Genomic DNA, 14525 nt, shown 5'->3' on the forward strand with positions numbered 1-14525 from the left:
GTTTGAATCATCTGGCCGATACCCGGTAAGAGAGGATTGCCATGCTCGCGTTTAACAACGATTATTCCCACGGCGCACATCCGGCAGTGCTGCAGGCGCTCGTCGACACCAATATGGAACCGCAGCCCGGCTACGGTACCGATGCGCACACCGAGCGTGCCAAGCAGCTTATCTGCGAGGCCTGTCAGGCTCCCGATGCCGACGTGTTTTTTCTGGTGGGCGGCACGCAGGCCAACGCGACGGTGATCGACATGCTGCTCGCGCCGTACGAGGGCGTCGTTGCTGCCGAGACCGGCCACGTCGCCTGCCACGAGGCGGGCGCCATCGAGTTTGGCGGCCACAAGGTGCTCACCATCCCCGGCTACGAGGGCAAGATGCACGCCGAGGACCTCGAGAGCTATATCCAGGTGTTCTACGAAAACGAGAGCTACGAGCACACGGTGTTTCCGGGTGCCGTGTACGTGAGCCTATCGACCGAGTACGGCACGCTGTACTCCAAGGCCGAGCTCGCGGCGATTCACGCGGTGTGCCAGAAGCGCGAGATTCCGCTGTTTGTGGACGGTGCTCGCCTGGCCTATGCGCTGGCGGCCGATGAGTGCGATATCACCCTGCCCGAGCTGGCGCAGCTGTGCGACGTGTTCTACATCGGCGGCACCAAGTGCGGCGCGCTCTGCGGCGAGGCCGTGGTGTTCTGCGGCATGCACGCCCCGGCGCACCCCATTCCGCGCATTAAGCAGCACGGCGCGCTGCTTGCCAAGGGCCGCCTGACGGGCGTGCAGTTTGAGGCGCTCTTTACCGATGGCCTGTATTTTGAGATTGGTCGCCAGGCGATCGAGACCGCTCAGGCGCTGCGCCGCGTGCTGCACGAGCGCGGCTACCAGTTCTTCTTGGAGACGCCGACCAACCAGCAGTTCGTGATTTTACCCAACGAGGACATGGCCCGCATTCGCGTGCATGCCTCGATCGAGTACTGGGAAAAGTACGACGAGACCCACACGGTGGTGCGCTTTTGCACCAGCTGGGCCACGACGCAGGAGGACATCGACGCGCTGGCGGCTGTCCTGTAGGTTGATGTGATGACGAGGGGCCGCCTTGCGCTTGGATTTGGCGCAAGGCGGCCCTTGCTTTTGAGGGGGAGGGGCTGTATGCCCGAGAAATCCGAGATGTCCGAGCCGACGATCCGCCTGGCGACGCCCGATGACGCGCCGGCGTTGCTTGCCATCTATGAGCCGTATGTGCGCCAGACGGCGATTACCTGCGAATACGAGGTGCCGAGCGTTGAGGAGTTCGCCGGGCGCATCGAGCGTACGCTCAGGCGCTATCCGTATTTGGTGATGGAACTCGGCGGACGTCCGGTGGGCTATGCCTATGTGAGCCCGCTCAACAGCCGAGAGGCATACGACTGGTCGGTCGAGACGTCGATCTACCTGGCGCGCGATGTGCGCCATGGCGGGCTGGGTCGCAAACTGCACGACGCGCTCAAGCAATGCCTGGTCGCGATGGGCATCACCAACATGTGCGCACTCATTGCCGTGCCGCACGATAAGGACGATGAGTACCTGACGCACAACAGCCAGGATTTCCATGCCCATATGGGATATCGCCTGGTGGGCACCTTCGACCGCTGCGCTCAAAAGTTCGGCCGCTGGTACGACATGTGCTGGATGGAGCTGGTCCTGGCCGAGCGCACACCCAACCAACCCAAACCAACCTGGTTCCCCGACCTTCCCAAACCTACCATTTAGGGACAGATTTATTTTGGCAGGTTAGCCGATGGGCTCGGTGTATTTTGTGCGGTCGGTGCGTTGGATGCGCTTGGAGACGTGGAGCGGGCGGCCGTCGGTGTCGTAGACGTAGTCGGTGATTAGGATCAGCGCCTGCCCGCGCTCAACGTTGAGCAAAAACGCCTCGTTTTGCGAGGCGTAGCACACCTCAAAGGTCTTATGCCCCTGTGCCGGTGCGCGATGGAACTCCTGTCGCAGCGTGGCGTAGAGCGAACCGTTGATATCGCGATCGATGAGTGCCTCAAAGCTCGGTGGTAGATAGGTGGTCTCCAGGCACAGCGGCGCATCGTCCAGATAACGCAGACGGACAAGTTTGACGAGCTTGCTGCCCACGGCGGCATCAAAGAACTTAGCTATGCTGCCGCCCGCCTTGGTAAAGCCCGAGTCCACGGTGCGCGTGGTGGGCTTCATGCCCTGGCCTTCGACCTGCTTGGTATAGCTCGAAAACACCAGGTTGTTCTCGTGGAGCGCGGGCGTGTCGGCCACAAAGGCGCCACGTCCGCGCTCGGTGCGCACCAGGCCCTCATCAACGAGTACCTTAAGGGCATGGCGCACGGTGCTGCGCGACAGCCCCGATTCGTCCATGAGTTCCATCTCGGATGGCAGCTTGTCTCCGCGTGCGTAGGCGCCGGAGGCGATGCGGTCGCGCAGCATGCCCGCCAAGCGTTCGTATTGGCTCAGTTTCTTTTTAGATGAAGCGTTCATACGATCAACCTGTATCTAACCTGTATGCTAACATAATCAAACATGTATTCAATACAACAACAAAACCGCTGGTAGCTAGCAATCGAAAACCGCATCAGCAAAATTTCTAAGACAAATATAGCATACAACTAGTCGACATAACCAAAACATGTATGTAACTTGTATGCCATCGAGAGCATCAAACGAGAAGAAAGGCTGATGCACGATGACTACTCAGGAACAGGTTAAGGATGTCGTCTCCCAGGTTTTGGCTGACAAGGCAGACAAGGGCGGCATCAAGCGCGTCGTGTGGATTGGCGCTGGCGGATCCAACGGCGGCAACTATCCTGCCCAGTACTTTATGGAGCACGAGGCCACGCAGGTCGTGAGCTCCAGCTACACCAGCAACGAGTTCGTGCACGCCACCCCGGCCTACGTCAACGAGAACACCCTGGCCGTCGTCGTGTCCATGCGCGGCACCAAGGAGACCATCGTCGCCGCCCAGGTCGCCAAGGACCACGGCGCCAGCACCATCGCCATCTATGTTGACGAGTCCGGCCTCACCGAGGTCTGCGACTACAAGATCCAGTACGACAGCCTGGCCGTCGACGAGTCCTGCATGGGCCGCACCAACTCCGCCGTCGTGACCATGATCGCCATGGAGCTTACGCAGCAGACCGAGGGCTATGCCGAGTACGAGACCGCTATGGCCGCGTTCGACTTGGTCGACCCCATCTATCGCAAGGCCGTCGAGTACACCCGTCCGCTCGCTGCCAAGTGGGCCGAGCAGAACGCCGACAAGCCCTGCATCAACGTCATGGCCCAGGGCCCGCTCTTTGGTGCCGCCTACGTCTTTAGCATCTGCAACGTGCAGGAGATGCTGCAGATCGACTCCTGCACCATCAACACCTGCGACTTCTTCCACGGCCCCTTCGAGATTCTGGACAAGCGCACCTCGCTGTTCCAGCTCATCAGCGTCGGCCGCAGCCGCTGCAACGACGAGCGCGGCATCCGCTTCGTCAACCAGTACGGTGGCGAGCGCGTCTATCAGCTCGACGCCAAGGAGCTCGGCCTCAACGACATTAAGGACAGCGTGAGCGAGTACTTCAACCACCTGATCTTTGCCCCGATCCTCAACAACGTGTACATGCGTGCGCTCTCTGCCGTAACTCACAAGGACTACATGACACGCCGCTACATGTGGAAGCTTGATTACTAAGGGATAGAGCAGCCTGGCAACCCATATGAGGTTGGGGCTTAGACGTTGGGGACGTTCTTAAATGGCTAGTCATTTAAGAACGTCCCCAATGAGTATGTGGGGAAGCAGATTTTTCCGTTTGTCGATTTGTGTCTTGAAAAATGTATATAACGACTATAACGTAGTACGAAACATATTGGAAACAATACCGAGGAGGCTGCGTTGAAGAAAAGCAATCTGGGCTATGTGCTGGTGCTGATCGCCGCGCTTATGTGGGGCAGCATCGGAATCTTTGTAAACGGCATCTCGGCCATGGGCGTTTCGTCCCAGAGCATGGCTGCCTTTCGCTTGTTGGTCGGAGCGCTTATCTTGGCGCCGGTCCTGATGTTTATGGGCTGCCGTCCGGGTGAGGGGTCCACCGTGGCTCAGGGTCCGCTGGCCCTGTTCAAGGCAAGCCCTAAAGAGCTTGTTCCCTGCGCGCTTGTCGGTATCGTCGGTCTGGCCGCCGCCAACACCTGTTATTACGAGTGCATGGGCGAGGTGGGCATGTCCACGGCCTCGGTGCTGCTCTACACCTCACCGGTGTTTGGCGTCATGCTCGGCCGCGTGCTTTATCGCGAGGACGTGACCCCCAACAAGCTCGTTGCCATTGTCTTTAACATCGTTGGCTGCGTGCTTGCAGTGACCAATGGCGACCTTTCCGGTTTTCATTTTTCGGTTTGGGGCGTCACGTCGGGCGTGATTGCAGGCCTTTGTGGTGCGTCGCTCGCGGTGTTTAGCCGGATAGCAACCAAGACGGTCCACCCGCTTGCTGTCACGTTTTGGGGCTTTGTATTTGGCGGTGCGGTTATGGCAGCTATCGCGGCTCCGTGGCCGGATGTCGCCGCGGCAATGTCGCCACAGCTGCTGCTGTTGTTCCTTGGCTTTGGACTCATCCCCACAGCCGTGGCTTACATCTTATATATGCAGGGTCTGTCCATGGGGCTCGAGACATCGAAAGTTCCCGTCGTAATGTCTTTCGAGACGGTCGTCACCGTACTGGTGGGCATTGGTGTCTATGCCGAGCCCGCCGGCGCGATTAAGGTTCTGGGCATTGTACTGGTGCTCGCGTCCATCCTGATCATGAACACCGACTTCTCCAAGCTGCGCAACAGTGTGTTTGTCGGTCATGTCATTGAGAGCATGACCTTTAAGCCCAATGCGTGGTGGACCGAAAAATCGCAGGACATGGATCTGTTTAAGGAGCGCACCGGCATCGCGCTGGAACCCACCGTGCAGGAAAGCCCCTGGTACTTCGTGCGATAGAGGATTGCGCGCAGGGTCTGACCTGGGGTTATCCAGCCATCGCCGGCCTGCCCTGCGCCAACGTTTCGAGTACGTTAAACCCGTCAACGGTCGATTTTCACCCGCGAACGGTCTTTATACTAATTAGCAATATAGGCAACGTATAAGACGTTATAATGACCATAATGAAAAGGAGGAGGCAAGATGAATCAGATCATTCTCGCATCTCATGGCGGCCTGGCCGCAGGCGCCAAAGACACGCTCGAGATGGTTCTCGGCGACGTGTCGAACGTCCACGTCGTGTCGCTTGCTCGTGACGACAAGGAGCCCATCACCAATAAGGTTGAGGCTCTGATCGCCACGTTCAACGCGGACGACACCGTCTATGTGCTGACCGATATGCTCGGCAGCTCGGTCAACAACAACATGGTCGAGCTTTCCAAGAACGGCACGAAGTTCACGGTTGTCAGCGGTTTCAACATCCCGCTGGCGCTCACGCTCGCTATGAGCCCCGTCCCCGTCAAGGGCGCCGAGCTCGCAGCCCTCATCAACGAGGCCCGCACCGGTCTGACCAACCCCAACGCACCGGTCGAGGCCGCCGCGGCTCCCGCCAAGAAGGCTAAGGCGCCCCGTCACAGCTCCGGTCCCGCCAAGATCGTCCTCGCACGTCTTGACTACCGTCTGCTGCACGGCCAGGTCGTCTTTACCTGGACCACCAAGGTTCAGGCCGAGCGCATCATCGTCGTCGACAACGCTGCCGCCAACGACGACATCAAGAAGGGCGCTCTTAAGCTGGCCAAGCCCCAGGGCGTGCGCCTGAACGTCTTCACCGTCGAGCGTGCCCTCGCCAAGATGGACAAGCTCAACACCCTCGGCGAGCGCGTCATGTTCGTCTTTGGCAACACCGCCGAGATGCTGCAGTTCTGCCAGGGCTACAAGCTCGACGCCATCAACCTGGGCGCCACCGCCAACCACGACGGTGCCGATCAGGTCGGAGGCAAGGACAGCTCCGTCTTCCTCGACGCCACCCAGAAGGCCGACGTCAACCAGCTGCTCGACATGGGCATCAAGCTCTACGTCCAGCAGACCCCTACGTATCAGAGCGTCGACATCGACGCCAAGCTGTAATCAACCAGGCTTTTGCCTGACTGAAAGGAGAAGGGTATGAATACGTTCATCAGTGCGGTGCTCGTCGGCCTCGTCGGCGTGTTCTGCATGTGGGACTCCCGCCTGCTCGGTCGTCTTAACTTCGAGCAGCCTCTCGTTGGCGCCACGCTCGTCGGTCTGCTGCTGGGCGATGTGCCCACCGGCCTTGCCGTCGGTGCCGCCGTCGAGCTCGTGTCCATGGGCCTGGTGCAGGTCGGCGCCGCCGTTCCGCCCGATATGGTCCTGGGCGGCATCGTGGCCGCTGCCTTTGCGTGCCTGACCGATGCTTCCGCCGAGACCGCCATGACGATCGCCATCCCGGTCGCCGTCCTGGGTCAGCTCCTCGGCATCGTGTTCCGTTCCATCATCGCCGCCCTCACCCATGTGGCAGATAACGCGATCGATAACGGAAAGTTCAAGACTGCCTACCGTATGCACATCTGCGCCGGCTCCGGTCTGTACGCCGTCATGTACTTCCTGCCGATCTTCCTCGCCGTCTTTGTTGGCACCGACCTGGTTCAGGCCATCGTCAACATGGTTCCCGAGTGGCTGTCCACTGGTCTGAACGTTTCGACCAAGATCATGACCGCCTACGGCTTGGCCCTGCTGCTCACCATGATGATCAAGAAGGGTATGACTCCGTTCCTGTTCATCGGTTTCCTGCTCGCCGCTTACCTCAACCTGTCCGTCATCGCGGTCGCTCTGATCGGTGTGTGCCTGGCTGTCGTCTTCATGGGCTTCAAGTTCAACGGTTCCCATGCAGCCGCCGGTGTCGATTCCGACTACGATCCGCTCGAAGACGACGAAGACTAAGGAGGAACACACTATGGCAACCGCAACCAAGGACGTGTCCCTGAACAAGAAGGTCAGCCAGTTCTTCTGGCGCTCCTGGGCCATCCAGGCCTCTTGGAACTACGAGCGTCAGATGAACATGGGCTTCCTCTACGGCATGGTTCCCACGCTCGATCGCCTCTATCCGGATGAGTCCGACCCCAAGCAGCTCGCTGCTAAGAAAGAGGCTTACCACCGTCACATGGCGTTCTACAACTGCACCCCGCAGACGAGCGCTTTCATCCTGGGCCTCTCCGCCTCCATGGAGGAGGAGTACGCCAAGGATCCCGAGAACTTCGATCCCGATTCGATCAACGCGGTCAAGACCTCCCTCATGGGTCCGCTTTCCGGCATCGGTGACTCCTTCTTCCAGGGCACCATCCGCGTTATCGCCTTTGGCCTGGGCGTTCAGCTGGCTCAGCAGGGCTCCATCATGGGCCCGATCCTGGCTATGCTCATCTCCATCGTCCCCTCTGTGCTGATCACTTGGTTCGCAGCCAAGATGGGTTATCAGGGCGGCCACGAGTACCTGAGCAAGCTTCAGGGCGGCGACCTCATGGAGAAGCTCATGTATGTCTGCGGCATCGTGGGTCTTATGTCCGTGGGCGGCATGATCGCTACGCTGATCGGCGCCACCACCCCGCTGCAGTTCGCTGAGGGCACCGTCGTGATCCAGGACATCCTGGACGGCATGATGCCCCAGATGATCTCCCTCGGCCTCACTGGCCTTATGTACTGGCTCATCAAGAAGAACGTCAACACCGGTTGGCTTCTCGTGATCGCCATTGTGGGCGGCATCGCCCTCTCCGCGGTCGGCATCCTGGCTTAGTCGCGACTAAGCGCCTAACCGCTTTCCCCCGGGGGCCTGCCTGGCATCCCATACCCCAGGCAGGCTTCCATCCCCAACATGCGACAATGGGACAGTCCCTTTGTCGCATCCTCAACGGGCCGGCGACTCGGTCCAAACCACAGTAACCCTGCGAGCGCCCGGCAATGTGGCGCCGCAAAAATTGAAAGGAATGTGTCAGATGTACGAGATCGACCTTAACCTCCCTAAGCAGATCGTCGCTGACGTCCTGTCCAACCACGAGATCCACAGCGTCGCTTTCGTCGGCTGCGGCGCCTCCATGTCCGACCTTTACCCCGCCAAGTACTTCCTGGCCAACAACACGGACAAGCTGAACGTTCAGATCTTCACTGCTAACGAGTTCAACTACGACACGCCTTCCTGGGTCAACGAGCACACCTTCGTGATCACCTGCTCCCTCGGTGGCTCCACGCCCGAGACCGTCGAGGCCAACAAGACCGCCAAGAAGCACAACTGCCCGGTCGTCTCCCTCACCAACAAGGCTGGCTCCGCTCTGACCGTCGACGCTGACTACGTCATCGTTCACGGCTTCCACGCCAACTTCGCTGCCAAGTGCGAGAAGCCCGGCTACGCCATCGCTCTTGCTGTCGAGATCCTTCAGCAGACCGAGGGCTATGACCACTACGAGGACATGATCACCGGCCTCACCAACGTCTTTGAGCTCTGCGAGAACGCTGCTCAGTCCTGCAAGAAGCTCGCCAAGAAGTTCGCCGAGGACTTCAAGGACGACAAGATGATCTACTTCATGGCTTCCGGTGCCTCCGAGAAGATGGCTTATTCTCACGCCGCCTTCCTGTTCACCGAGATGCAGTGGATCGACGCCGCTGCCTACAACACCGGCGAGTACTTCCACGGCCCGTTCGAGGTTTCCACCGAGGGTAAGCCCTACGTCTTCTTCATGTCCGATGGCGCTACCCGTCCGATGGACGCCCGCGCCCTCACCTTCCTTAAGCGCATGGGCGCCAAGGTCGCTCTGATCGACTCCAAGGACTACGGCCTGGCCGACGCCGTGCCCGCGAGCGTCGTCACCTACTTCAACCCGCTGCTGCACCTCGCCGTTATGCGCGAGTACGGCAACCAGATCGCCGAGGCCCGTCAGCACCCGCTGACCATGCGTCGCTACATGTGGAAGCTTTCCTACTAATCACAAGTAAGTAGACCTTACGGGTTGATTGAGAGGGGATGGGGTTTGCGCCCCGTCCCCTTTTTTGCTATCGAAAGGAGATACGTATGATCAAGGCAGTGCTGTTTGACATGGACGGCGTGCTGGTCGATACCGAGTGGTTCTACAACCGTCGTCGCGTGGCGTTTATGGAAGAGAAGGGCTTTCACTTTGACGAGATCCCCGATCTTTCGGGGTCTAACGAGCCCGCCATTTGGAAGTCGCTGGTACCTGACGATGTTGAGCTGCGCGAGCGCCTGCGCGTGGAGTACAAGCAGGTCTACAGCCCAGACCATCCCGTTCCGTATGCCGAGCTGCTCAACGAGCAGACGGAGCCGGTGATGCGCAAGCTGCACGAGCGCGGCGTGAAGTGCGCCATCGCAAGCTCGTCCTATCGCGAGCTCATTGACGAGCTGGTGGGGATTGCCGGTATCGCCGACGTGCTGGACTACACCATCAGCGGTCACGAGTGCAGTGCGTTTAAGCCCGACCCCGAGATCTACCTGCGTGCCATGGAGGCGCTGGGTGTGGAGCCTACCGAGTGCCTGGTTATCGAGGACTCGCCTTTGGGCATCGAGGCTGGCAAACGTTCCGGCGCCCGCGTCCTGGCACTGCGCCCGCACGAGGGCGTCAACCTCGATCAATCGCGAGCCGATGCCGTTATTGATAATCTGACCGACATTTTGGCCGCTTTGTAGTGTCAATCCGCCGCGAGAAGCACGGGTTCAAACGTTTTTTGCGGTGGACTGGCTCAATTTGGTTTCGATTTTGATCCGTTTGGCTTCGATTCGGACTAAGTGAGTAGACTTTTTGGTGCAGGACGAGCACAAAGCGCATCTGCTCTAGTAAAACCGCAGGTCACAGGGGTGGCGGTTTTGGGTGTGCTCTGCAGGTCGCGTAAAGTCTACTCACTTGTAATTTGGGCCTTTGGTCGTGGGGTTGCTGGTCCCGCTTTGGTTGTCGAGAGAGGGTGAATTGAAGCGCCCCCGCACGCTCCATGCTACAATCGCGGACATACCCCACAACTACATCTGCCTTCGAAAGGAGCCTGCGTGGCGAACGCCATCGATCAGCTCACGGACCGAGTGCTCGTACTCGGCCGCCTCACCATCGTCCGCCGCGCTATTACTGCCGTGGCGGTCACGATTTCCGCCGTTCTCCAGACATTCCTGATCCAGGCGTTCATTCAGCCCGCCGACTTGCTTCCGAGCGGCCTCACCGGCGTTGCGGTCCTGCTCGATCGCGTTACCTCGCTGGGCGGCGTTCACATCGACATCTCGCTCGGCATGCTTGCGCTCAACATTCCCGTGGCGCTCCTATGCTGGAGCGGCATTAGCAAGCGCTTCGTCATCTTCTCGATGATGCAGGTCGTGCTCTCGTCGCTGTTCCTCAACGTCTTTCACTTCGCTCCATTTTTGGGCGACAAGATTATGCTCATCATTTTTGGCGGCGTGGTCTCGGGTCTGGGCGCTGCCATCGCGCTAAAGTCCGGCGCATCTACCGGTGGCACCGACTTTATCGCGCTGTGGGTCTCCAACCACACGGGCAAGACCATCTGGGGCGTTATCTTTGGTTTCAATTGCTTTATCCTGGCGATCTTTGGCTTTATGTTTGGCTGGGACAATGCGGCGTACTCCATCGTGTTCCAGTTTATTTCGACCAAGACCATCGACAGTTTCTATCGTCGCTACGACCGCGTGACGCTGCAGATTACGACGCGCAAGGCAGACGAGGTCATGACTGCCTACGTAAACCATTTTCAGCACGGCATTAGCTGCGCCGAGGTCGTCGGCGGATACAGCCGCGAAAAGATGTACCTGCTGAACACCGTTGTTTCGACCTACGAGAGCCAGGACATTATCAAGTTGGTGTGCGACGTTGATCCCGGCGCCGTGATCAACGTGTTCCACACGCTCAACTTTGTGGGCGGCTGGTGGGGCGGTCATGTCGACGAGCCCATGCCCACGGCCGTTCCCGATCCCGACAAGCCCGCACGCATGGCCAGCAGGCAGGCGCGCCTCAGCGAACAGGACAGCCTGCAGCAGGATGACGGCAAGTAGGGTATTGGCATTTTGCCGGTCCTGCGCAACCCATCCGAACGAGCCCCCCCGAAAGCCCCGTTGCTTTCGAGGGCTCTCGTTTGCCCAGATAAAACCTACCAAAATGAAGCTGTCGCTTTTTGGTAGGGAGGGTGTATCGTTTTATCAATATGAGGTAACATGAAACTAGACGTTATATACGTATTAGAAATTTAGCTATTTTGATAAGAGTGATCAGATATGCCTGCGCCCAAAAATGCACCGCTTTACCAGCAGATTTATGACGAAATCAAGGATGCGATCGAGAAAGGTGTTTATGCACCCAAGGAGCGTATTCCGTCCGAGCTTGAACTAGCCGAGCAGTACGAGGTGAGCCGTATTACGGTGCGCCGCGCTGTCGAGGAGCTGTGCTCCGATGGTTACCTGGTTAAGCAGCAGGGCCGCGGCACCTTTGTCTCCACGCCGCACATCAACCGCCAGTTTCACGCCTCGACGCTGCAGACGTTTACCGCGCTGTGTGCCGGCAACGGCATGAAGGCCGGTGCGCACGTGATCGATCGCCAGATCGTTCCGGCGCGCCAAAACGAGATGGAGTTCTTTGGCCTGCAGAAGGATGCGCTGCTGCTGCATATCAAGCGCGTGCGTACGGCCGACGGCGAGCCCATCTTTGAGGAGAACATCTTTGTGCCGTTTGACGCCTACCGTGAGCTGTTGACGGCCGATCTTGAGGACAAGTCGATTTTTGCCGAGGTCGAGCGTGTTGGCGGAACGCCGATTGTCTCGGTTGGCTACCGTACGGTCGAGGCCGTTCGAGCTAACGCCGAGCAGGCGGCCGAGCTGGGCATTGCTCCGCACGATCCGCTGCTCAACCTGCGTGCCGGCTTTACCGGTCCCGATGACGAGCCGGTTTTGATGGGTAAGCAGTACTACGTGGGTAGCCGCTACGTCATGGTGATGTAGGGTTGGTTCCGCCGTTCTGACGAACGGCGGACCGGCCGACGCTGCGCCTTTGGTTACGCGGTTTTACCAAACCGCGTAACGGCTCGACGCTGCAAGCCCGCCAGAGCGGCAATCTGCCTTTCAACTTCGGCGGCATGATCAGAAGTTTTGTTCCGCCGTTCTGACGAACGACGGACCTGTCGACGCTGCAAACGCCCCTAAGCGGCAATCTGACGTTCAATCGTCGTTCGCGTACCGAAGTACGCTTCCCTCCTCTTTCACGTCACCTTGCTCGCTTAGGGGCGTTTTCACTGACTTATGCTCAACCGGCAACGTTTTCGCGCTTGTCAAGATGGTCATTGGGGACGTTCTTAAACGACTAGTCATTCAAGAACGTCCCCAATGACTACCTGCAGAATGAGCGTGGATAATCTCCCGTTTTTGGCTCGGTGACGGTCTCAAAGTGGGAGATTATCCACGCTCGTTTGGCAAGTGTCCGAAAATCCACGGTTGCCCGCCTTGGATCGTATTGCCCGTGGTCGGCAGCCGGGCGACGCCGGTCCGCGTGGCGGCGTATAATCGGCGGCAGATGACTTGGACGTTAGGAAACCATGACCGATAGCATGCAGCAGATGGCGCTTGACACGCTCGGCGCCTATTTTGGCTACACCTCGTTTCGCCCGGGGCAGGACCGCATGGTGGATGCGATTCTTGCAGGCCGCGATGCGCTGGGTGTTATGCCCACGGGCGCCGGCAAGTCCATTTGCTACCAGGTGCCCGCGCTCATACTGCCCGGCATCACCTTTGTGGTGAGTCCGCTGCTGTCGCTTATGGAGGACCAGACCCGTGCGTTGCTCGCGGCGGGTGCGCGACCCAGCTATCTCAACTCCAGCCTTACTCCGGCCCAGCAAAATACCGTGCTCAAACGGGCGCGCGAGGGCCGCTACCAGCTTATGTACGTGGCGCCCGAGCGTCTGCTCGAGCCGCGCTTTTTAGCCTTTGCGCAGGAGGCTGCGGCGGACGGCGGCATTGGCGTGCCGCTCGTGGCCATTGACGAGGCCCACTGCGTGAGCCAATGGGGCCAGGATTTCCGTCCCGCCTATCTGCAGATTCGTGAGTTCATCGATTCCCTGCCGCAGCGCCCCATCGTTGCGGCCTTTACCGCTACGGCGACCGAGCGCGTGCGTGCGGACATTCAGCAGATGCTCGGCCTGCAAAACCCCGCGACGGTGGTGACGGGCTTCGATCGCAAGAGCCTCTACTTTGGTTGCGAGGAGATGGGCGACAAGGCCAAGACTGCCTGGGTGCGCGACTACGTGATTGCGCATTCGAGCGAGAGCGGCATCGTGTATTGCTCGACTCGCAAGACGGTCGATGCGCTGGCGGGCGAGCTTGCCGAGGCGCTGGGACCCAGTGGCATTCGCGTGGGCCGTTACCATGCCGGCATGGGCAACGACGCCCGCCGCCAGAGCCAGCGTGCCTTTATCGACGACGACATTCAGGTGATGGTTGCCACCAACGCCTTTGGCATGGGCATCGACAAGCCCAACGTGCGCTACGTGATCCACAACAACGTGCCCGAGAGCATCGAGGCATACTACCAAGAGGCGGGCCGCGCTGGCCGCGATGGCGATCCGGCCAGCTGTCACTTGCTGTGGAACGGTAACGATTTTCGCATGCGCCGCTTTTTGATCGACCGCGGCGATGCGGCCGACGAGGCGCTCGACGACGAGCAGCGCGCGTGGGCGCTCCAGAACCGTTATCGTCTGCTCAGCCAGATGGAGGGCTACTGCAATACCACCGGCTGCCTGCGCGAATACATGCTGCGCTACTTTGGCGACGAGGCCGCGGCCGAGCATGCGGCAGCCGCCGCGGGCGGCACGGCAGACGACGCCGAGGGCTGCGGCAACTGCAGCAACTGTCTCACGCAGTTCGAGGTCGAGGACGTCACCGATATGGCCCGCGCCGCTGTGCGTTATGTGGCCACGCGTCCCATGCGCTTTGGCAAGTCGCTCATCGCCGATGTGCTTCACGGCGGCAACACCGAGCGCATTCGCCAGATGCATTTGGACGAGGACTGCGGCTACGGTGAGCTGTCGAGCGAATCGGTCGGGCGCATCAAGGATATCATCGGCCAGCTGTGCGGCCGCGGTTATCTGGCCACCTCGCAGGGGCAGTACCCAGTCGTGGGACTGGGTCCGCGTGCCGGCGAGGTCGAGGACGAGGCGTTCGCCTTTACCGTTAAGCGTCGCGCGTCCAAGCGCAAGGCCTCGGCCCGCGCCCGCCGCGCCGTCGATCTGCTGCGCGAGGAGGCCGAGCTGGATCAGCGCCCGCGCGTTGGCGACGATGCCGAGCTGTTCGAGCGCCTGCGTGCCCTCCGCAAGGAGATCTCGACCGAGCTGGAGATGGCGCCGTATATGGTCTTTTCCGACAAGGCCCTGCGCGGCCTGTGCCGCCTGCGTCCGCAGACGCGCGAGGAGCTGATCCAGGTCAACGGCATTGGCGAGAAAAAAGCCGACGCCTTTGGCGAGCAGTTTATGGCGGCGATTGAAGAATTTGAGTCCGAGCATGCGCGGGATGGAGCGTAACG

The 14525-nt window shown here is 59.7% G+C and carries 13 protein-coding genes; 12 read left to right on the forward strand and 1 reads right to left on the reverse strand.

Annotation, left to right across the window (positions count from 1 at the left end; translation table 11 throughout):
• Window positions 1–41 precede the first annotated feature (41 nt).
• Both AAA069_RS04190 and AAA069_RS04195 read left to right on the forward strand, forming a co-directional pair.
• Entirely contained in the window at window positions 42–1067 is a 1026-nt protein-coding gene (locus tag AAA069_RS04190) for an aminotransferase class I/II-fold pyridoxal phosphate-dependent enzyme (RefSeq protein WP_349127648.1), read from the forward strand.
• 78 nt (window positions 1068–1145) lie between these two features.
• Window positions 1146–1745 (forward strand): N-acetyltransferase family protein, encoded by a 600-nt coding sequence (locus tag AAA069_RS04195; protein WP_349127649.1) that lies wholly within the window; start codon window positions 1146–1148, stop codon window positions 1743–1745.
• Between the two features lie 21 nt (window positions 1746–1766).
• On the opposite strand, the gene AAA069_RS04200 is transcribed toward AAA069_RS04195, so the two are convergent.
• Window positions 1767–2489, reverse strand: coding sequence for a GntR family transcriptional regulator (locus tag AAA069_RS04200; protein WP_349127650.1), 723 nt, complete (start codon window positions 2487–2489; stop codon window positions 1767–1769).
• 205 nt (window positions 2490–2694) lie between these two features.
• Between AAA069_RS04200 and AAA069_RS04205 the strand changes: the two genes are divergently transcribed.
• From AAA069_RS04205 to AAA069_RS04250, 10 genes are all read left to right on the forward strand, one after another.
• Entirely contained in the window at window positions 2695–3687 is a 993-nt protein-coding gene (locus AAA069_RS04205; protein ID WP_006235139.1) for an SIS domain-containing protein, read from the forward strand.
• Between the two features lie 201 nt (window positions 3688–3888).
• Window positions 3889–4971, forward strand: coding sequence for a DMT family transporter (locus AAA069_RS04210; RefSeq protein WP_022095163.1), 1083 nt, complete (start codon window positions 3889–3891; stop codon window positions 4969–4971).
• Between the two features lie 183 nt (window positions 4972–5154).
• Window positions 5155–6078, forward strand: a complete 924-nt coding sequence (locus tag AAA069_RS04215) for a PTS mannose/fructose/sorbose transporter subunit IIAB (RefSeq protein WP_349127651.1) — start codon at window positions 5155–5157, stop codon at window positions 6076–6078.
• 36 nt (window positions 6079–6114) lie between these two features.
• Complete coding sequence (locus AAA069_RS04220) at window positions 6115–6909, forward strand: PTS sugar transporter subunit IIC (RefSeq protein WP_055310098.1); 795 nt, start codon at window positions 6115–6117, stop codon at window positions 6907–6909.
• Between the two features lie 13 nt (window positions 6910–6922).
• Complete coding sequence (locus tag AAA069_RS04225; RefSeq protein ID WP_055310099.1) at window positions 6923–7756, forward strand: PTS system mannose/fructose/sorbose family transporter subunit IID; 834 nt, start codon at window positions 6923–6925, stop codon at window positions 7754–7756.
• A 199-nt stretch (window positions 7757–7955) separates the two neighbouring features.
• Window positions 7956–8939, forward strand: coding sequence for an SIS domain-containing protein (locus AAA069_RS04230; RefSeq protein ID WP_035136781.1), 984 nt, complete (start codon window positions 7956–7958; stop codon window positions 8937–8939).
• An 86-nt stretch (window positions 8940–9025) separates the two neighbouring features.
• Window positions 9026–9655, forward strand: coding sequence for an HAD family phosphatase (locus tag AAA069_RS04235; RefSeq protein WP_035136782.1), 630 nt, complete (start codon window positions 9026–9028; stop codon window positions 9653–9655).
• Window positions 9656–10009: 354 nt separating this feature from the next.
• Window positions 10010–11017 carry a YitT family protein gene (locus AAA069_RS04240; protein WP_035136783.1) on the forward strand — a complete coding sequence of 336 codons (1008 nt, stop codon included), beginning with the start codon at window positions 10010–10012 and terminating at the stop codon, window positions 11015–11017.
• Window positions 11018–11236: 219 nt separating this feature from the next.
• Window positions 11237–11956: a GntR family transcriptional regulator gene (locus tag AAA069_RS04245; protein ID WP_006235129.1), complete on the forward strand. Its 720-nt coding sequence runs from the start codon at window positions 11237–11239 to the stop codon at window positions 11954–11956.
• Between the two features lie 590 nt (window positions 11957–12546).
• Window positions 12547–14523 carry an ATP-dependent DNA helicase RecQ gene (locus AAA069_RS04250; protein WP_084591734.1) on the forward strand — a complete coding sequence of 659 codons (1977 nt, stop codon included), beginning with the start codon at window positions 12547–12549 and terminating at the stop codon, window positions 14521–14523.
• Window positions 14524–14525 lie beyond the last annotated feature (2 nt).

It is taken from the genome of Collinsella sp. CLA-SR-H006, assembly GCF_040097075.1.
Classification (GTDB): Bacteria; Actinomycetota; Coriobacteriia; order Coriobacteriales; family Coriobacteriaceae; genus Collinsella.